Source organism: Streptomyces sp. NPDC001663, assembly GCF_042893105.1.
Lineage (GTDB): Bacteria > Actinomycetota > Actinomycetes > Streptomycetales > Streptomycetaceae > Streptomyces.
The window spans coordinates 79901-98675 of the sequence record NZ_JBIAUR010000012.1 but is presented as its reverse complement, the minus strand read 5'-3'; the positions used below and the strand labels follow the sequence as shown (position 1 = coordinate 98675).

Genomic DNA, 18775 nt, shown 5'->3' with positions numbered 1-18775 from the left:
CAGATGAACGTGGCAGCGACCACCGACGACACTCAACCGCACACGGATGCTCCCGGGGCGCCACCGGTACGCCGGCGTCCCGGCCGCATCGCCATGGCGGTGAGCGTCTTCGGCGAACTCCTCATCACGGCGGGCCTGGTGCTGGGCCTGTTCGTCGTGTACTCGCTGTGGTGGACGAACGTCGTCGCCGACCGCAAGGCGGACAAGGAGGCCGACAAGGTCCGCGACAACTGGGCCCAGCAGGACACCGGCCCGGGCGCGCTGAACACCAAGAACGGCATCGGCTTCCTGCACGTGCCCGCCATGAAGAACGGCGAGGTCCTGGTCGAGAAGGGCACGTCGACGAAGGTCCTGAACGACGGTGTCGCCGGCTACTACACGGACCCGGTGAAGGCGACGCTCCCCATGTCCGGCAAGAAGGGCAACTTCACCCTCGCCGCGCACCGGGACGGCCACGGCGCGAAGTTCCACAACATCGACAAGCTGAGGAAGGGCGACCCGATCGTCTTCGAGACGAAGGACAAGTGGTACGTCTACAAGGTCTACAACGTCCTCGACGAGACCTCGAAGTTCAACGTGAAGGTCCTCTCCCAGATCCCGAAGGAGTCCGGCAAGAAGAAGGCCGGCCACTACATCACGCTGACGACGTGCACGCCGGTGTACACGTCTCGGTATCGGTATGTGGTGTGGGGGGAGTTGGTGCGGGTGGAGAAGGTGGACAGCGAGCGGACGCTGCCGAAGGAACTGCGCTGATCTGACTGACCTCCTTCGAGGAGGTCAGTCGCCCCATGGCCGAGGCCCGAAGCCGCAACTACCCTTTGCGGCTTCGGGCCTCTTTGCGTCACGCCGTAGCTACTCCAGGATCTTCAGCGGTTCCCCGGCACTCCACTGCTCCAGCATGCCTCGGTGTACGGCGGTGATGCCTGCTTCCGCGGCGATGCTCAGCGCCTCGGCGGTGAAGGGACAAGTGGCCACGTAGAGGGCCACTTCCGCGCTGTACAGCACCTTGGCCGACCCGATGAACTTCTGGACGTCGGGGCTGGTGATGTTGAGGTAGGGGGCGAATCTCTTGCACTGCACGACCAGGCGTCGCCCGTCGGCCGTGAGCCCGATGATGTCGACGCCGCGGTCTCCGTGGCCGCCCTGTACGACGACGTTCGTGCAGCCGTCCCGCATCAGTAGTTTGGCGATGTGACGCTCGAACGCGCGGCCGTTCATGGCGTCCATGGCCGCCATGACTCCGATGGCGGGGCGGTCGTCCCGAACCCCTTCCAGCCGCTGCAGCCGCTCGTGGTGCTGGTGCAGCCGTCGCTCGATGCGCTGGACTCCCGACCGGAGGGCGATCAGCTCCTTGCGGTGCTCGCCCGATGTCTCGATCAGGGCGTTGAACATCGGTACGACCGTCTTGCCGAGGATGTGGGTGATGCGCTGGTCGATGCGGTCGTCGAGGGAGCTGGTGTCTGTGGGGACGGGGTTATCCACAGGTTGTGTGCGCGTCAGGTACTCCATGTCCAGGAGGTACACACGCACCTGACGTGCGACTTCGCTGTCTCGGAGCAGCATGGCGATGTTGAGGACGGTGCGGCGAGAGAAGAGCGCAAGGGACCGTGTGCGTGACTGGATCCCACTGAGGTTCTTGAAGGACCTCAGTTCCTCGCCGGTCAAGAGGCGGTAGCCGTTGGCCTCTAGCTCTGCTCGGTGGTCCTTGACGAGTGACTTGATGGCTTCGAGGCCGACTTCGAAATACACCGCCACCATCGCCGTCGTCACATGCATCCCGTCCGGCAGCAGTGACAGTGCCTTGACTCTGTCGAGTACGTCAGTCCGCTCCAGGACGCTGTCGCGCAGTGTCTTGGACTCCAGCAGTGCTGATTCGTTGATCACGGTTCTGCCCTTCCGTTTCGTGGTGTGGCCGTGCGGCCTGGGCAGAGTTCCGACACCCCGCCCCACCCGATCAACGAGTCGTGACATATGAAGACACGATCTATGTGCGTACTGGTGTGTGTGGCGAGGTCGTGCCAGAACGAACGAAGGGATCCTCGGCGACCGTGAATGGCTGCCGGGGATCCCTTCGTGGTGAGAGCTGTCAGTCCTCCGTGCGGGCTGCTGTTCCGGTGACGCCGCCGAAGAAGTTGGTGCCGCCGTTATTGCCGCCGTTGTTCCCGCCGTTGCCCACGGTCGTGAGGGTGATCGTCGTGCTCCCGGGGTCGTTGACCTGGGTGTTGCCCTGCGGGTCCTGCTGGAGCACGATCGCGTCGTCGCTCTGGTCGCTGCCGTTGGCGAACTGGATGTTGTTGAAGCCGGCCTGCTGCAGGGCCTTCTTGGCGTCCTTGACCCTCTGGCCGACGACGCTCGGGACCTGCGCCTGCTCCTGCTTCTGACCGATGTTGATCTGCACCGCGGTGTTCTTCTTGACCGAGGTGCCGATGGTCGGGTTGGTCGAGATGACCTTGTCGACCTGGTTGTCGTCGGTGGTGGGCGTGTTGACGCAGTTGCCGGTCAGGCCGACGGCCTGGAGTGCGGATTTGGCGTCGTCGCAGCTCTGGCCGGAGACATCAGGCACCGCGACCGTCTCCGGGGCCTTGGCGACGGTGAGGGTGATCGTGGTGCCCTTCTCCTTCTCCGTGTCGCCCTTCGGGTTCTGCGAGAGGACGATGCCCGGTGTCTGGCTGGACTCCTGGGTTTTCTGCTCGACCTCGAAGCCCTTGTCCTCGAGCTGGGACTTCGCCTTGTCGTACGTCAGACCCCTGACGTCCGGAACCGTTACCTTCGGCGCTCCGGTGGACACCACGAGGTTGACCGTGGAGTTCTTCTTGACCTCGGTCCCCTTTGCCGGGTCCTGTGAACAGACGGTGCCCGTGCTCTGGGCCTCGCAGGGCTGCTTCTTGACCGTCCCCACCTTGAGGTCGCTGTTGGTCAGCTGTTTCTCGGCGTCGGACTGACTCAAGCTGACGAGGTTCGGCACAGCCACCGTGTCGTTCCCGACACCCCCGCCACCCCCGAACGCCCACTTGCCGATCAGGATCGCGCCGACCAGCACCAGGATGCCCGCCACGACCAGCAGGATCGTCGAGGTGTTGGACTTCTTCTGGCGGCGGCGGTCCACGCGGTCGTCGTAGCCGTAGCCGCCGTCGTCCGGGTTCATGGGCGGCAGCATCGACGTGGCGCCGCCGTCCGTGGCGCGCAGGGCCGTGGTCGGCTGGTCGTCGGGGTAGCCGCCGTAGCCGACCGAACCCATGGCCGCGGTGGCCGCGACGGGCTGGCCGTCGAGGCAGGCCTCGATGTCGACGCGCATCTCGTCGGCGGACTGGTAGCGGTAGTTGGGGTCCTTGACCAGTGCCTTGAGGACGATGGCGTCCATCTCCGGCGTGATCTCGGGGTCGAAGACGGACGGCGGCTGCGGCTCCTCGCGGACGTGCTGGTAGGCGACCGCGACCGGGGAGTCGCCCACGAAGGGCGGGCGGACCGTCAGCAGTTCGTACAGCAGGCAGCCGGTGGAGTACAGGTCGGAGCGGGCGTCCACCTGCTCGCCCTTGGCCTGCTCCGGGGAGAGGTACTGGGCGGTTCCGATGACCGCGGACGTCTGCGTCATCGTCATGCCGGAGTCGCCCATGGCGCGGGCGATGCCGAAGTCCATGACCTTGACCTGGCCGTTGCGCGTCAGCATGACGTTGGCCGGCTTGATGTCGCGGTGGACGATGCCGTTGCGGTGCGAGTACTCCAGGGCCTGGAGGATGCCGATGGTCATCTCCAGCGTGCGCTCCGGCAGCAGTTTGCGGCCGGAGTGCAGCAGTTCGCGGAGCGTGGATCCGTCGACGTACTCCATCACGATGTACGGGATCGAGACCCCGTCGATGTAGTCCTCGCCCGTGTCGTAGACCGCGACGATCGCGGGATGGTTGAGCGAGGCGGCCGACTGGGCCTCCCGGCGGAACCGGGCCTGGAAGGACGGGTCGCGTGCGAGGTCCGCTCGCAGCGTCTTCACCGCCACTTGGCGCCCGAGGCGGGTGTCATGCGCGAGGTAGACCTCCGCCATGCCACCACGACCGAGCACCTGGCCCAGTTCGTACCGGCCGCCGAGGCGACGCGGCTCTTCCATAGCTTCCTACCAGCCCTCTCCGTCGGTCCCGACCGGCACGGGTGTGCGGTCGGAGGCTGCCGTCCGGGCCTACCGTACCCGGCTAGCTTTGTGTGACCTGGCCAAGTGCGTCACCCGATACAGGACCGGTATCGCAACGTGCACCGATGTGAAGGGGACGTGAGCGGGGTCACTTCTTGGAGTTGATGACCGCCTCCATCACGCTCTTCGCGATCGGGGCGGCCAGGCCGCCGCCGGAGATGTCGTCGCGGTTGGCCTGGTCGTCCTCGATGACGACGGCCACGGCGACCGGCGAGCTGTCGTCGCTGAGCTTGGCGTAGGAGATGAACCAGGCGTAGGGGTTCTCGCTGTTGGCGACGCCGTGCTGGGCGGTACCGGTCTTGCCGCCGACGGTGACGCCGCCGATCTGGGCCTTCTGGCCCGTGCCCTCCTTGACGACCGTCTCCATCATCGACTGCAGGATCTGCGCGTTCTTCGACGACAGGGGCTGGCTGAGCTCCTGCGGGTCGGTCTGCGCGATGGTGTCGAGGTTCGACGACTGCAGCTTGTCGACCATGTACGGCTTCATCAGCTTGCCGTCGTTGGCGACCGCGGAGGCGACCATGGCCATCTGCAGCGGGGTCGCGGCGGTGTTGTACTGGCCGATCGAGGACAGCGCGGTCTGCGAGGAGTTCATGTTCTCGGAGAAGACCGAGGAGCTGGAGCGGACCGGCGTGAACTGCTCGGAGTCGAAGCCGAACTTCTTCGCCTCGGCGAGCATCTTGTCGTTGCCGAGGTCGGAGCCGATCTTGCCGAACACGGTGTTGCAGGACACCTTCAGGGCGACCCGCATCGTCGCGTTCTTGCAGGGGATGTTGCCCTCGTTCTTCAGCTCGGTCGTGGTGCCCTTCATGATGTAGGGCAGCGGCGAGTTCGTGGCCTGGTCCGCGGAGGAGTACAGGCCGTTCTCCAGCGCGGCCGCGGCCGTGACCACCTTGAAGGTGGAGCCCGGCGGGTAGGTCTCGCGCAGTGCCCGGTTGAGCATCGGGTCGGCGGAGTTGTTCTTCTTCTGGAGCTTGGTCCAGTTCTTGGAGTCCGTCGACGTGGAGTTGCCGGCGAACGTCGAGGGGTCGTACGAAGGGTAGGAGGCCAGCGCCAGGATCTTGCCGGTGGACGGGTCGAGCGCGGCGACCGCGCCCTTGCCGCCCTGGGCCTTCAGGCCGTCGTACGCGGCCTTCTGCGCGGCGGCGTTGAGCGTGGTGACGACGTTGCCGCCGGCCTTCTCCTTGCCCGTGATCATGTCGAGGGTGTTGCGGAAGAAGAGGCGGTCGTCGGTGCCGGAGAGGATGCCGTCCTCGACGGACTCCAGCTGGTTGGCGCCGAAGGCCTGGGAGGCGTATCCGGTGACCGGCGCCCACATGGGGCCGTTCTTGTAGGTGCGCTTGTACTTGAGGTCGTTCAGGCCGCTGGTGCTGGTCGTGGTGGACCCGGTGATGGGGTCGCCGTCGACGATGATGTCGCCGCGCGGGGTGGAGTAGCGGGCGATGGTGACGCGGCGGTTCTTCGGGTCGTCCTTGAGGCTGTCGGCCTTGAGGTACTGGAGCCAGTTGTCGCGGAGGAGCAGGGTGAGGACCAGGAGGCCGCAGAAGATCGCGATCCGGCGCAGGGGCTTGTTCATGACGGGCGGACCACCTGGGTCATCTCGGCGTCGGGGTTGCCGGCGGGGGCCGGCGCCGGGCGGCGTGCGGTGTCGCTGATTCTGATGAGGATGCCGATCAGCGCCCAGTTGGCCAGCACGGACGAACCGCCGTAGGCCACGAACGGCATGGTCATACCGGTCAGCGGGATGAGGCCCATGACACCGCCGGCGACGACGAAGACCTGGAGGGCGAAGGCACCGGACAGGCCGACGGCGAGCAGCTTGCCGAACGGGTCGCGGGCGGCGAGGGCGGTGCGGACGCCGCGCTCCACGATCAGGCCGTAGATCAGCAGGATCGCCATGATGCCCGCCAGGCCCAGCTCCTCGCCGAAGGTGGCGAGGATGAAGTCGGAGTTGGCGGCGAAGCGGATGAGGTCCGAGTGGCCCTGGCCGAGGCCGGTGCCGAGGGTGCCGCCGGAGCCGAAGGCCCACAGGGCCTGCATCGACTGCTCGGAGTGGCCGACGACGCCCTTCTGGCTGAGGGTGTACTCCTTCATCGGGTCGAGCCAGGCCTGGACACGCTGCTGGACGTGCGGTTCGAAGCTGGCCACGCCCACGGCGCCGGCCGCGGACATCAGCAGACCGAAGACGATCCAGCTGGTCCGCTCGGTGGCGACGTACAGCATGATGACGAACATTCCGAAGAACAGCAGCGAGGTGCCGAGGTCGGTCTCGAAGACCAGGATGAGGATCGACATCAGCCAGACGACCAGGATCGGTCCGAGGTCGCGGCCGCGCGGCAGGTACAGGCCCATGAAGCGGCGGCTGGCGAGGGCCAGGGCGTCGCGCTTCACCATCAGGTAGCCGGCGAAGAAGATCGCGAGGGCGATCTTCGCGAACTCACCGGGCTGCAGGGAGCCGAGGCCGGGAACGCGGATCCAGATCTTGGCGCCGTAGATGTTGGCGCCGAGGCCCGGCACCAGCGGCAGCACGAGCAGGACCAGGGCGCCGAACATGGAGATGTACGTGTAGCGCTGCAGGACGCGGTGGTCCTTGAGGAAGATCAGCACGACGACGAACAGGGCGATGCCCAGACCGGTGTACAGCAGCTGGCGGGGCGCGGCCGTGAAGTAGTTGGGCAGCGACTGCAGCAGCTTGGACTGGTCGAGCCGCCAGATGACCACGAGTCCGAGTCCGTTGAGGAGCGTGGCCAGGGGCAGCAGCAGCGGGTCGGCGTACGGGGCGAACTTCCGTACGGCGAGATGGCCGACGCCCGCGAGCAGGCCGAGTCCCAGGCCGTAGCTCAGCAGTCCGGCCGGCACCTTGTCGTCGATGGCCAGGCCCACGTTGGCGTAGGCGAAGACCGGGATGACGACGGCGAACAGCAGGAGCGCGAGCTCGGTGTTGCGCCGGCTCGGTGCGCCGATCGCGCCGATCGTGGACGTATGGTGCGTCGGTGTGTTGGTAGTACTGCTCATCGTGTGACGGGGCCTCTCACGGCTTGCCTACTGCTACTGCTTACCGCACAGCGAGACGACCTTCTGCTCATCCTCCGAGAGGGTGGGGCCGGGGCTGGGGGTGGGAGCGGTCGCTGATGTGGACGGGGTCGGGGAGGTCGAGGGGCTGGGTGATGCCTTGGACGTGAGGGAGGTCTTTGTGGTTCCCGTGGTGCCGCCCGCCTGGCCCGTGCCGGTCTTCGAGTTCTTCTCGCTCTCGGCCTGCTGACGCTCCGACTCCTTCTGGCATGCGGAGGCCTGCACGGCGAGCTCGTCGATCTTCGACTGGGCGTCCTTGAGTCCGCCCTCGGCGATCGTGTTCTTGACCTGCTTCTGCTGGTAGGGCGGCAGGTACTTGAGTTCGATCTTCGGGTAGTCCTTCTCCACCTTGGACAGCGAGACCCACGCCAGGTCCTGGCTGATGCCCCGGTACAGCGCGACGTGCTCGTCGTTGGTGCCGACGTAGTACTGGGTCTGTGTCCAGCGCCAGCCGCCGTAGAGGCCGCCGCCGACGACGGCGAGGGCGAGCACGATGTAGAAGGATCTCTTGGCCCACTTGCGGCCCTTGCGGGGTTTGACGAAGTCGTCGTCGGTGTAGTCGCCGAAGCTGCCCGCCGGGATGTAGCCGGTGGTGTCACCGGAGCCGGGCGGGCCGAACTCGCCGCCCCCGCCCTGTCCGTGGCCCTGGCGGCCGAGGCCCGAGGCACGCCCCGCGGGGGTCTGCATGATGCCGTTGTCGTGGTGCTGGTGCTGGTTCTCGGCCACGGCGCCGACCACGACCGGGGTGTCGGAGAGCTGCCCGGCGAGGGTGTCTCCGGTGTCCAGGTCCAGTACGTCGGCGACGATGACCGTGATGTTGTCGGGGCCGCCGCCGCGCAGCGCGAGCTGGATCAGCTCCTGCACGGTCTCCTGGGGGCCCTGGTAGCTGGCGAGGGTGTCCTCGAGCGTCTGGTGCGAGACAACGCCGGACAGGCCGTCGGAGCAGATCAGGTAGCGGTCACCGGCGCGGACCTCGCGGATGGAGAGGTCGGGCTCGACGTGCTCGCCGCTGCCCAGCGCGCGCATCAGCAGGGAGCGCTGCGGGTGGGTGGTGGCTTCCTCTTCGGTGATACGGCCCTCGTCGACCAGGCGCTGCACCCAGGTGTGGTCCTGCGTGATCTGGGTCAGTACGCCGTCGCGGAGCAGGTACGCGCGCGAGTCGCCGACGTGGACGAGACCGAGGCGCTGGCCGGTCCACAGCAGGGCGGTGAGCGTGGTGCCCATGCCCTCCAGCTGCGGGTCCTCCTCGACCATCGCGCGCAGCTGGTCGTTGGCGCGCTGCACGGCGGTGCCGAGGGAGGTGAGGATGTCGGAGCCCGGCACGTCGTCGTCGAGGGCGACGATGGTGGAGATGGCCTCGGAGGAGGCGACCTCGCCGGCGGCGGCGCCGCCCATGCCGTCGGCGATCGCGAGCAGGCGCGGACCGGCGTATCCGGAGTCCTCGTTGCCCTCCCGGATCATGCCTTTGTGCGATCCGGCGGCGAAGCGCAGTGACAGACTCATGCGCACCTCGCCCGTCGGCTCCGGGTACATCCGCACGGTGCCCACCCTCCGGTCGGGAGCGCGCCGGGGCCCGTTGTGGGGGCCACCGCTGCGTGCTCGCTCCGCTCGCTCATTGTCGTACTACTTCCGCAGCTCGATGACTGTCTTGCCGATGCGGATCGGCGCGCCCAGCGGAATCGGCGTGGCGGTCGTCAGCCGGCTCCGGTCGAGGTACGTGCCGTTGGTGGAGCCCAGGTCCTCGACGATCCAGTTGCCGTCGCGGTCCGGGTAGATCCTGGCATGGCGGCTGGAGGCGTAGTCGTCGTCCAGCACGATCGTGCTGTCGTGCGCCCGGCCCAGGGTGATGGTCTGGCCCTGGAGGGCGACGGTGGTGCCGGTGAGGGTGCCCTCGGACACGACCAGCTTGGTGGGGGCGTTGCGGCGCTGGCGGCCGCCGCCCTGCTGGCGCTGCTGCGGCGGCGCGGCCTGTTGGCGGGCGGGCTGCTGCTGGCGCCCGGCCTCCCTGCGCGACCCGCGCTGGGTGACGCGCGTACCGAACAGGTCGCTGCGGATGACCTGCACGGCCACGATCACGAACAGCCACAGTACGGCCAGGAAACCCAGCCGCATGACCGTGAGGGTCAGCTCTGACATTGCCCCCGCTTCACCCTTCGGCTTGCCGGTAAATGATGGTGGTGCTGCCCACGACGATCCGCGAGCCGTCGCGGAGCGTAGCGCGGGTGGTGTGCTGCCCGTCCACCACGATGCCGTTGGTGGACCCGAGATCCTGGATCGTCGAGGGCGTTCCGGTCCGGATCTCACAGTGCCGGCGCGAGACGCCGGGGTCGTCGATCCGCACGTCGGCTTCGGTGCTGCGGCCCATCACCAACGTCGGGCGGGAGATCTGATGGCGGGCGCCGTTGATCTCGACCCAGTAGCGGGTTCGTCCGCCGGCCGCCGGAGCGGCCGGGGCCGACTGGAGATAGGGCGCGGAGCCGCCGCGGCCGCCGGGCGGCGGTGCGGCGGGCATGGGCGGGGCGCCCGCAGGGGCGGCGGCGGGCGGATAGCCGTAGCCGCCGGGCCGTCCCGCGGCCGGGGGCGCCGCCGGAGCGGCGGACCCGGGAGCCTGCTGGTTGGTGGAGGAGGCGAGCGTACGGCTGCGCACCCGGTACAGGCCGGTGTCGAGGTCGTCCGCCTTCTCCAGGTGGACCTTGATGGGCCCCATGAAGGTGTAGCGCTGCTGCTTCGCGTAGTCGCGCACCATGCCGGCGAGCTCGTCGCCGAGCTGCCCCGAGTAGGGGCTGAGGCGCTCGAAGTCCGGCGCGCTCAGCTCCACGATGAAGTCATTGGGTACGACGGTCCGGTCGCGGTTCCAGATCGTCGCGTTGTTGTCGCACTCCCGCTGGAGCGCACCGGCGATCTCGACCGGCTGGACCTCGGACTTGAACACCTTGGCGAAGGTGCCGTTGACCAGACCTTCGAGGCGCTGCTCGAACTTCTTCAGGACTCCCATGGGGCACCTCCTCCGTCGTTGCCACTGTGTCGTGCCTGGTACTGCTTACTGATCGTATCCACGCGCCGTTGAATCGGCTGGTTCCCCCTGTCGGCCCCGTCGACGGGTGTCGACGCCTGTCGAAGTTCCCTCCGGAGGTTCCCTCCGAAGCTCCCCTTCGAACTCGTCCCTCGAACTCCTTCTGCCCAGGATCGTAGAGGCGGCCGCAGACCAGTGTCCCGCACCTGACTGTGGACCCTGCCCGGCTCCTGGGGAGACGGGCCGTACCGGTACGAGGTTGATACGTGAACCGGCACGTGTTGATACGGAGCAGGCTGCGGCGCGGGTCGGCCGACGGCCGGCCGGATCGGGAGACCGTGCTGGTGAGCGGCTGCCCGCGGATAAGGGATGTGAACCCACCCCTGCCAGCGTGCTAATGTTCTGCGTGTCGGAAGGCGCCAAACCCAAGGGGCGAGGGGCCGGAGGACACACCCAATGCGCGGGTGGCGGAATAGGCAGACGCGCTGGATTCAGGTTCCAGTGCCCGCAAGGGCGTGGGGGTTCAACTCCCCCCTCGCGCACCAGCCGGAAGCCCCCAGGTCTCGGACCTGGGGGCTTCCGCGTTGTCCGGGCCGGTGTGAGGCGTATTACCTGGTGAGGACAATCACACGGGCCCGCCTCGCGGTCGGCGGGAAGGGTTTTCCACAGGCGCCGAGTTGTCCACAGGGTCTGACGCGTTCCGGCCACCGGCTGTACGGTCTCCACGAGTTGATGTTCGTGGGCGTGCGTTTTCGGGCGTGCGGTGGAGGCGGTCGCTGTGACTGAAGACGTGGTGAGGGCGGGCGTGGGCCGGTTGCCCCGGGTGCGCGGGTTCGCCGACTGGCCCGTGGCGGGGTCGCCCAAGGACGAGGGCAAGGCGCTGCGCAAGGTCGTCCCGCGCAGTGCGCACTCCGCGCTCGACCTCGACGGCTCCCGGCCCCATGCGGTCAGCGCCGTAGAGGAGTCCAACCGCGGCCGGATCGCCGAGCTCACCCCGATACGGGCGGGCCGGATGGCGGCCACGCCCTTCGCCTTCCTGCGCGGCTCGGCCGGCCTCATGGCGTACGACCTCGCGCGCACGCCCATGACCCGGATCGGGGCGCAGATCTGCGGCGACGCCCACGCGGCGAACTTCGGTCTGTACGGGGACGCGCGCGGAGACCTGGTCATCGACCTGAACGACTTCGACGAGACGGTCCACGGCCCCTGGGAGTGGGACCTCAAGCGGCTCGCCGCCTCGCTCGTGCTCGCGGGCCGGGAGGCCGGTGCCGACGAGGACCGCTGCCGCAAGGCCGCCTACGACGCGACCGGTGCCTACCGCCGCACCATGCGGCTGCTCGCCAAGCTGCCGGTGCTGGACGCGTGGAACGCCATCGCGGACGAGGAACTCGTCTCCCACACCGACGCCCACGACCTCCTCGGCACGCTGGAGCGGGTCTCCGAGAAGGCGCGGGCCAACACCAGCGGACGGTTCGCGGGCAAGTCGACGGAGCAGACCGAGGACGGCGGGCGGCGCTTCGTCGAGGCGCTGCCGGTGCTGCGGCGGGTGCCGGACGCGGAGGCCGCGGCGGTGGCGGCGGCCCTCGAGCAGTACGTGACGACGCTCTCCGAGGACCGGCTCCCACTGCTGGCCCGGCACGCGGTGCACGACGTGGCGTTCCGGGTCGTCGGCACGGGCAGCGTGGGCGCGCGGTCGTACGTGGTGCTGCTCCTGGACCACCGGGGCGAACCGCTGGTGCTTCAGGTGAAGGAGGCCCGCCCCTCCGCGCTGGTGCCGCACCTGGTGACCGCCGGCTTCGAGGCGCCCGAGGTGGAGCACGAAGGGCGCCGGGTGGTCCTCGGTCAGAAGCGCATGCAGGTCGTCAGCGACATCCTGCTGGGCTGGACCTCGGTGGACGGACGGCCCTTCCAGGTACGGCAGTTCCGCAACCGCAAGGGCAGCGTCGACCCCGCGGCCCTGGCCGCCGACCAGATAGACGACTACGGCCGCATGACCGGCGCCCTGCTGGCCCGCGCCCACTCCCACAGCGCCGACCCGCGCCTGGTCGCCGGGTACTGCGGCAAGAACGAGGAGCTCGACGAGGCGATCGCCGACTTCGCCGTCGCGTACGCCGACCGCACGGAGGCGGACCACGCCGATCTTGTGGCGGGCGTGCGGGCGGGGAGGGTTGCGGCGGAGATGGGGGTTTGACGGGAGGACGCGAGAACAGGGGGGCGGGAGGGGGGAGGGGGGAGGGGGAGGGGAACCCCCCGAAGGCGGTGACCGTGTGCCGCAAGGGCCGCCCCGGTCGTGGCCTACGCTGGTCGGGTGACGAGCCCGGAAGCTGAGCAGGGTGGTGTCGCCGGCGAGGCGCAGGCGACACCCGAGGACGGTGTGCCGCGCCCCGAGGAGCGGCTGGAGCGGGCCGTGCGCGCCGCCGAGCAGGCGCTGATCGAGTACGAGATCGCCGTCGAGACCTTCCGCGTGGAGGTCGAGAACTTCTCCCGGCTGCACCACCAGAAGCTCGGCCCGATGTACGCCCGCCTCGACGAGCTGGACGCGCAGATCGCCGAGGCCCGGGCCGCCCGTACCGGCGACCCCGAGGACCTGCGCAAGGCGGACGAGGCGCGTGCCCGGGTGATGCCGATGCCCGGCGTCGAGGAGCTGTTCCACGGCTGGATGGACGGGGAGGGGCTCTTCCCGGAGGCCGTGGCGATGCTCACCGACCAGCCCGTGCGGCCCCCGCAGCGGGTGCGTCCCAGCGACGAGGCCCGCAAGCTCTACCGCGAACTGGTCCGCAAGGCCCACCCCGACCTGGCGCAGGACGACACGGAGCGGGCGCGGCGCGAGGAGTTCATCACCCGCGTCAACGCCGCCTACGCCCGCGGTGACGCGGCCCTGCTGCAGGAGCTGGCCGAGGAGTGGGCCAAGGGGCCGGCGCCGGAGGAGCGCGGTCCGAGCCGCAGCGAGGAGCTGTACGCCCGCCTCGAATGGCTCGCCCAGCGCAAGGAACTGCTCACACTGGTCGCCAAGGAGCTGGAGGAGGGCGCGATCGGCGCGATGCTCCGGCTGGCGCCGGACGATCCCGACCGGCTTCTGGACGAGATCGCCGAGAAGCTCCTGGCCGATGTCGCCCAGCGTGAGGCGGATCTGGCCGAGCTGCTCGGGTAGACCGGATCGGCGCATGCCGGTGGCGGGCGGTCCCGAGGCGGTCTCGGGCGGCCCGTTCGCGGCCCGCCCGCGTCGGGTAGCGTCTCAGGCATGCATTTCGGAGCTGGTGTGCCCACGGTCGAGGTCGGAGACCTCAAGGACGGCGACTTCCTGCTGGACGTCCGCGAGGACGACGAGTGGCAGGCGGGTCACGCCGAAGGGGCGCTGCACATCCCCATCAGTGAGTTCGTGGCCCGCTACGGCGAGCTGACCGAGGCCGCCCCGCAGGACGGCCGCGTCAACGTGATCTGTCGCTCCGGCGGCCGCTCGGCGCAGGTCGCGATGTACCTCGTCCAGCAGGGCATCGACGCCGTGAACGTCGACGGCGGCATGCAGGTGTGGGCCGCCGCGGGTCGGCCCGTCGTCACGGACGAGGGCCAACCCGGGTTCGTCCTGTAGGACCTGGGTCCGGGGGCTGGACCTGGGTTCAGTGGCGGTCAGCCCAGAGGGTGCGCCGCCAGCAGGTCGCCCAGGGTCTCCTCGTGCGCCGCTGCCGGGCCGAGCGACAACTCCAGGTGCTTGGCCCAGGCGTGGTACCGGTGCAGGGGGTATTCGACGTCCGCCCCGAATCCGCCGTGCAGATGCTGTGCCGTCTGCACGACCCGTCGTACGCCCTCCGAGGCCCAGATCTTGGCGACGGCGACGTCTCCAGAGGCGGGCAGCGCGCCGGACGCTCCCGAGGCGATCCGCCAGGCGGCCTGCCACAGGGTGGCCTCCATGGCGCGCAGGTCGATGTAGCGGTCGGCTGCCTGTACGGCGACGGCCTGGAAGGTGGCGACCGGGAAGCCGAACTGCTCCCGCTTGCCGGTGTATTCACTGGTCATCGCCAGGACCCGCTCACCCAGGCCGAGCGCCAGCGCACACGTGCCGGTGGCCAGCAGCTCGCGCAGCCATTCCCACGCGCCTTCGGCATCGATGACATCCCGGGCGGCGATCCGCGCGGACTCCAAGCGCAGTTCGCCGAGCCGCTCGCCGGTGGTGGAGATCTGCTCGGCCAGACCGACACCTGGATGGACCCGGGGGACCACGGCGAGGAGCGTGCGGTCGGTGGTCGTATGGGCCGGTACGAGGACGAAGTCGGCGGTGTGCGCCCACGGCACGGCCGTCTGCACCCCGTCCAGGATCCACTCTCCCCCACTCTCGGCTTCGCTCGAGCGGGCGGTGCCCCCGTCGTCCTGCCGTGCGGTCACGGCGAGTTCGGCCGGGTCGTGACCGGTACGGCCGTTCGCGGCGACCGTCAGTACCGTCTCGCCCCGGCCCGCGCGGGCGAGCAGCGCCGCCTTCAACTCCTCGCCGCCGTATGCCTGTACGGCTGCCGCGGCCGCGCTGCTCTCCAGCAGCGGCACCCGCGCCAGTACCTTGGCCGATTCCCGCAGCACCAGGCACAGCGCGATGGCGTCCAGCCCCGCCCCGCCGTGGCGCGCGTCCAGCAGCAGGCTCAGCAGGTCCGCCTCGGCGAGCCTCGCCCACAGCGCGCGGTCGAAGTCGTCGGCGACGGCACCGGGGACGAGGGAGGGACTGGGCACCGCGTCCGGCTCGACCCCGGCGAACACCCCCCGTGCCGCCTCGGCCGCCGCCTGCTGCTCCTCGGTGAAGGTGAAGTCCACGGTCCTGTCCCTCCGGAGGGTCCGCTGATCTGACGGACCGTCAAGATAGAACAGGTTCTAGAAGAAGGGAACGGTCTGCCTGCTCCCGAACAGCTGCCGTGGGTTCACCGGTCGAAGTCCAGCTCCACCTTCTCCGTCACCGGATGCGACTGGCACGCCAGCACATAACCGGCCTCCGTCTCCTCCGGCTCCAGCGCGAAGTTGCGGTCCATGCGGACCTCGCCGGTGACCAGGAACGCCCGGCACGTCCCGCACACCCCGCCCTTGCAGGCGTAGGGCGCGTCGGGCCGGTTGCGCAGGACCGTCTCCAGCAGGGACTCGCCGTCCTGCACGGGCCAGGTGCCGCCGCGGCCGTCGAGCCGGGCGGTGACCGTGCTGTGCGCGGGGGCGGTCACGGTGACCGTGGGGGCGGCGGCGTCCACGTGGAAGATCTCCTCGTGGATGCGGGTGCGGGCGACGCCGAGTCCGCGCAGGGTCCGCTCCGCGCCCTGCACCAGACCGAACGGCCCGCACAGGAACCAGCCCGCCACCTGCCCCACCGGCAGCAGCGCCGGAAGCAGCCCGGTCAGCCGCTCCTGGTCGAGCCGCCCGGACGGCAGCCCTGCCTGCTGCTCCTCCCGGGACAGCACCGTCACCAGCTGGAACCGCTGCGGATGGCGGTCCTTCAGGTCGGCCACCTCGTCCAGGAACATCGTCGAGGCGGCCGTACGGTCGCTGCGTATCAGACAGAACCGGGCCTTTGGCTCGCGTGCCAGCAGCGTCGAGACGATCGACAGCACCGGCGTGATGCCGCTGCCGCCGACGATCGCGGCGTACAGGCCGGGTGCCGGGTCGAGGGTGAAGCGGCCGGCCGGGGTCATCACCTCCAGCTCGTCGCCGACGTTGATCTCCTTCAGGGCGTACGTCGAGAAGGCCCCGCCCTCGACCAGCCGCACCCCGACTCGCAGGGTGTGCGGACCCGCGCCGTCGGCGGCGGGTGCCGGGGAGCAGATCGAGTAGGTGCGTCGTATCTCCTGCCCGTCGACCAGGCGCCGCAGGGCGAGGTGCTGGCCTGCCGCGTGCCGGTACTCCTCGCGGAGTTCCGGGGGCACGGTGAGGGTGAGGGCCACGGAGTCGTCGGTGAGCCGGTCGACCGCCGCCACCGGGAGCGCGTGGAAGCGGGCCATCACAACTCCTTGAAGTGGTCGAAGGGTTCACGGCAGGCGAGACAGCGCCGCAGCGCCTTGCACGCGGTGGAGGAGAAGCGGCTGAGCAGCTCGGTGTCGGTGCTGCCGCAGTGCGGGCAGCGGATCGGGTCGGGGTCGGGGGCGCCTTCGTCGGCGAGCGTGCGGGTACGCCCCAACTCCAGGGCCACGGGGCCGGAGTCCCGCCCTGTGCGTGGCGGTGCGATGCCGAACTCCCTGAGTTTGCGCCGCCCTTCGGCCGTGATGTCGTCGGTCGACCAGGCGGGCAGCAGCACCTTGCGGACGGTGACCTCGCGCATGCCGTGCGCGTGCAACGCCCGCTCTATGTCCGAAGACATCGCCTCGAGGGCCGGGCAGCCGGTGTACGTCGGGGTCAGCTCGACCTCGACCGAGTCCGTGCCGGACAGGTGCACCGCGCGCAGGACGCCCAGCTCATGGAGGGTGAGCACCGGCAGCTCGGGGTCGGGCACCGAGCCGGCGATCTCCAGGAGTTCCGCCTCCAGGGCGGTGGCCGTCACCATGACGCCCCCGGGTGACTGCGGTGCAGATGCTGCATCTCGGCGAGCATCCGCCCGAAGGGCTCGGTGTGCACGCCCTGGCGGCCCGCGCCGGCCGTCCACGCTCCGGTCTGCGGTCCTTCGGGGACGGTCAGGGTCGCCCGGCGCAGTATGTCCGTGACGGACTCGAGCCAGGTCTCCTCCAGCCCGGCCCGGTCGACGTCCAGACCGTCCACCGGCTGGAACATCTCGCCGGTGAACCGCCACAGGGCCGTGCACGCGCGCTGCATCCGCTCGTGGCCGACCTCCGTACCGTCGCCGAGGCGCAGGGTCCACTGCTCGGCGTGGTCGCGGTGGTAGGCGACTTCCTTGACGGCCTTCGCGGCGAGACCGGCGAACGGGCCGTCCCCGGCGGCCAGTTCGGCGTACAGCAGGTGCTGGTAGGTGGAGAAGTAGAGCTGGCGGGCGATGGTGTGGGCGAAGTCGCCGTTCGGCTGTTCCACCAGCTGGAGGTTGCGGAAGGCACGCTCCTCGCGCAGATACGCGAGCTCGTCCTCGTCGCCGGCCATCGACAGCAGCACCCGGGCCTGGCCCAGCAGGTCCAGCGCGATGTTGGCGAGGGCGACCTCCTCCTCCAGGACGGGCGCGTGGCCCGCCCACTCACCCAGGCGGTGCGAGAGCACCAGGGCGTCGTCGCCGAGGGCGAGGGCGGCGGCGTTCGCGGTCACGTCGACGGTCACAGGTGCTTCACCCCCTCCGGGATCTCGTAGAACGTCGGATGCCGGTACGGCTTGTCGGCGGACGGCTCGAAGAACGGGTCCTTCTCGTCCGGCGAGGACGCCGTGATCGCGGACGAGGGGACGACCCAGATCGAGACGCCCTCGCCGCGCCGGGTGTACAGGTCGCGGGCGTTGCGCAGGGCGAACTCCGCGTCCGGCGCGTGGAGGCTGCCGGCGTGGGTGTGCGAGAGGCCGCGGCGCGAGCGCACGAAGACCTCCCACAGGGGCCAGTCGGTGTTCGTCATGCTCGGGTCGCTCCTGTCTCGCCGGTGTGCTTGGCCGCGTAGGCCGCGGCCGCCTCCCGTACCCAGGCGCCCTCTTCGTGGGCCCGCCTGCGCTGGGTGATCCGCTGTTCGTTGCACGGGCCGTTGCCCTTGAGGACCTCCCGGAACTCCGTCCAGTCGATCGCGCCGAAGTCGTAGTGACCCCGCTCCTCGTTCCACTTCAGGTCCGGGTCGGGCAGGGTCAGGCCCAGTGACTCGGCCTGGGGGACGCAGATGTCGACGAAGCGCTGGCGCAGCTCGTCGTTCGAATGCCGCTTGATCTTCCACGCCATCGACTGCGCCGAGTGTGCGGACTCGTCGTCGGGCGGGCCGAACATCATCAGCGACGGCCACCACCAGCGGTCCACCGCGTCCTGCGCCATCGCCTGCTGCTCGGGGGTGCCGCGGCCGAGGGCCAGCAGCAGCTCGTACCCCTGGCGCTGGTGGAAGGACTCCTCCTTGCAGATGCGGATCATCGCGCGCGCGTACGGGCCGTAGGAGCAGCGGCACAGCGGGACCTGGTTGGTGATCGCGGCGCCGTCCACCAGCCAGCCGATCGCGCCGACGTCCGCCCAGGTCAGCGTGGGGTAGTTGAAGATCGAGGAGTACTTCTGGCGGCCGGAGTGGAGCTTGTCGAGCAGTTCGTCGCGGCCGGTGCCGAGGGTTTCGGCCGCGCTGTAGAGGTAGAGGCCGTGTCCTGCCTCGTCCTGGACCTTGGCCATCAGGATGGCCTTGCGGCGCAGCGAGGGCGCGCGCGTGATCCAGTTGGCCTCCGGCTGCATGCCGATGATCTCGGAGTGGGCGTGCTGGGCGATCTGGCGGACCAGCGTCGCGCGGTAGGCGTCGGGCATCCAGTCGCGCGGCTCGATGCGCTCGTCGGCCGCGACGGCGGCGTCGAAGGCACGCTCGTACGCACCGGTGGCGGCGGTGTCTTCCTCGGTGTCGTACGTCTGGTGCGCGGCTGCTGTCGCCATGAGGCCCCCTCGACCT

Annotated in this window: 17 protein-coding genes and 1 tRNA gene; 5 read left to right on the top strand and 13 right to left on the bottom strand. The window is 69.5% G+C overall.

Features of this window, described 5'->3' with window-relative positions:
* Nucleotides 1-9: 9 nt before the first annotated feature.
* Nucleotides 10-753: a class E sortase gene (locus tag ACFY1L_RS34495; protein ID WP_388833629.1), complete on the top strand. Its 744-nt coding sequence runs from the start codon at nucleotides 10-12 to the stop codon at nucleotides 751-753.
* A 99-nt stretch (nucleotides 754-852) separates the two neighbouring features.
* On the opposite strand, the gene ACFY1L_RS34490 is transcribed toward ACFY1L_RS34495, so the two are convergent.
* From ACFY1L_RS34490 to ACFY1L_RS34460, 7 genes are all read right to left on the bottom strand, one after another.
* A complete protein-coding gene (locus tag ACFY1L_RS34490; RefSeq protein ID WP_388832994.1) occupies nucleotides 853-1884 on the bottom strand; it encodes a restriction endonuclease in 1032 nt (343 codons plus the stop codon).
* A gap of 202 nt (nucleotides 1885-2086) precedes the next feature.
* The gene (gene pknB, locus ACFY1L_RS34485; protein ID WP_388832991.1) at nucleotides 2087-4099 is read right to left on the bottom strand and encodes a Stk1 family PASTA domain-containing Ser/Thr kinase; all 2013 of its coding nucleotides are present in this window, start codon (nucleotides 4097-4099) and stop codon (nucleotides 2087-2089) included.
* A 169-nt stretch (nucleotides 4100-4268) separates the two neighbouring features.
* Nucleotides 4269-5756 (bottom strand): penicillin-binding transpeptidase domain-containing protein, encoded by a 1488-nt coding sequence (locus ACFY1L_RS34480; RefSeq protein WP_388832988.1) that lies wholly within the window; start codon nucleotides 5754-5756, stop codon nucleotides 4269-4271.
* Nucleotides 5753-7195, bottom strand: coding sequence for an FtsW/RodA/SpoVE family cell cycle protein (locus tag ACFY1L_RS34475; protein WP_388832985.1), 1443 nt, complete (start codon nucleotides 7193-7195; stop codon nucleotides 5753-5755). The genes ACFY1L_RS34480 and ACFY1L_RS34475 overlap by 4 nt, the downstream gene beginning before the upstream one ends.
* Nucleotides 7196-7228: 33 nt before the next feature.
* Complete coding sequence (locus ACFY1L_RS34470; protein WP_388833626.1) at nucleotides 7229-8785, bottom strand: Stp1/IreP family PP2C-type Ser/Thr phosphatase; 1557 nt, start codon at nucleotides 8783-8785, stop codon at nucleotides 7229-7231.
* A 90-nt stretch (nucleotides 8786-8875) separates the two neighbouring features.
* Complete coding sequence (locus ACFY1L_RS34465; RefSeq protein WP_361268091.1) at nucleotides 8876-9388, bottom strand: FHA domain-containing protein; 513 nt, start codon at nucleotides 9386-9388, stop codon at nucleotides 8876-8878.
* Nucleotides 9389-9398: 10 nt separating this feature from the next.
* Nucleotides 9399-10247: a DUF3662 and FHA domain-containing protein gene (locus ACFY1L_RS34460; RefSeq protein WP_361268093.1), complete on the bottom strand. Its 849-nt coding sequence runs from the start codon at nucleotides 10245-10247 to the stop codon at nucleotides 9399-9401.
* Nucleotides 10248-10723: 476 nt separating this feature from the next.
* Here ACFY1L_RS34460 and ACFY1L_RS34455 point away from each other — a divergent pair.
* The 4 genes from ACFY1L_RS34455 to ACFY1L_RS34440 all read left to right on the top strand — a co-directional run bounded on the left by ACFY1L_RS34455 (nucleotide 10724) and on the right by ACFY1L_RS34440 (nucleotide 13854).
* Nucleotides 10724-10810: transfer RNA gene (locus ACFY1L_RS34455), tRNA-Leu, on the top strand.
* 233 nt (nucleotides 10811-11043) lie between these two features.
* Entirely contained in the window at nucleotides 11044-12456 is a 1413-nt protein-coding gene (locus ACFY1L_RS34450; RefSeq protein WP_388832980.1) for a DUF2252 domain-containing protein, read from the top strand.
* A gap of 117 nt (nucleotides 12457-12573) precedes the next feature.
* Complete coding sequence (locus tag ACFY1L_RS34445; protein WP_388832977.1) at nucleotides 12574-13416, top strand: J domain-containing protein; 843 nt, start codon at nucleotides 12574-12576, stop codon at nucleotides 13414-13416.
* Between the two features lie 108 nt (nucleotides 13417-13524).
* Nucleotides 13525-13854 carry a rhodanese-like domain-containing protein gene (locus ACFY1L_RS34440; RefSeq protein WP_388833623.1) on the top strand — a complete coding sequence of 110 codons (330 nt, stop codon included), beginning with the start codon at nucleotides 13525-13527 and terminating at the stop codon, nucleotides 13852-13854.
* A gap of 38 nt (nucleotides 13855-13892) precedes the next feature.
* Here ACFY1L_RS34440 and ACFY1L_RS34435 read toward each other — a convergent pair whose 3' ends face one another.
* From ACFY1L_RS34435 to paaA, 6 genes are all read right to left on the bottom strand, one after another.
* Nucleotides 13893-15062: an acyl-CoA dehydrogenase family protein gene (locus ACFY1L_RS34435; protein ID WP_388832974.1), complete on the bottom strand. Its 1170-nt coding sequence runs from the start codon at nucleotides 15060-15062 to the stop codon at nucleotides 13893-13895.
* A gap of 104 nt (nucleotides 15063-15166) precedes the next feature.
* On the bottom strand, nucleotides 15167-16228 hold the full coding sequence (locus ACFY1L_RS34430; RefSeq protein ID WP_388832971.1) for a 2Fe-2S iron-sulfur cluster-binding protein: 1062 nt from the start codon (nucleotides 16226-16228) through the stop codon (nucleotides 15167-15169).
* Nucleotides 16228-16767 carry a 1,2-phenylacetyl-CoA epoxidase subunit PaaD gene (paaD, locus tag ACFY1L_RS34425; RefSeq protein WP_388832968.1) on the bottom strand — a complete coding sequence of 180 codons (540 nt, stop codon included), beginning with the start codon at nucleotides 16765-16767 and terminating at the stop codon, nucleotides 16228-16230. Before paaD ends, ACFY1L_RS34430 begins: the two co-directional genes overlap by 1 nt.
* Nucleotides 16761-17483 (bottom strand): 1,2-phenylacetyl-CoA epoxidase subunit PaaC, encoded by a 723-nt coding sequence (gene paaC / locus ACFY1L_RS34420; protein ID WP_388832965.1) that lies wholly within the window; start codon nucleotides 17481-17483, stop codon nucleotides 16761-16763. The genes paaD and paaC overlap by 7 nt, the downstream gene beginning before the upstream one ends.
* Nucleotides 17480-17767 carry a 1,2-phenylacetyl-CoA epoxidase subunit PaaB gene (gene paaB / locus ACFY1L_RS34415; protein ID WP_054242083.1) on the bottom strand — a complete coding sequence of 96 codons (288 nt, stop codon included), beginning with the start codon at nucleotides 17765-17767 and terminating at the stop codon, nucleotides 17480-17482. Before paaB ends, paaC begins: the two co-directional genes overlap by 4 nt.
* The gene (gene paaA / locus ACFY1L_RS34410) at nucleotides 17764-18759 is read right to left on the bottom strand and encodes a 1,2-phenylacetyl-CoA epoxidase subunit PaaA (RefSeq protein WP_388832962.1); all 996 of its coding nucleotides are present in this window, start codon (nucleotides 18757-18759) and stop codon (nucleotides 17764-17766) included. The genes paaB and paaA overlap by 4 nt, the downstream gene beginning before the upstream one ends.
* Nucleotides 18760-18775 lie beyond the last annotated feature (16 nt).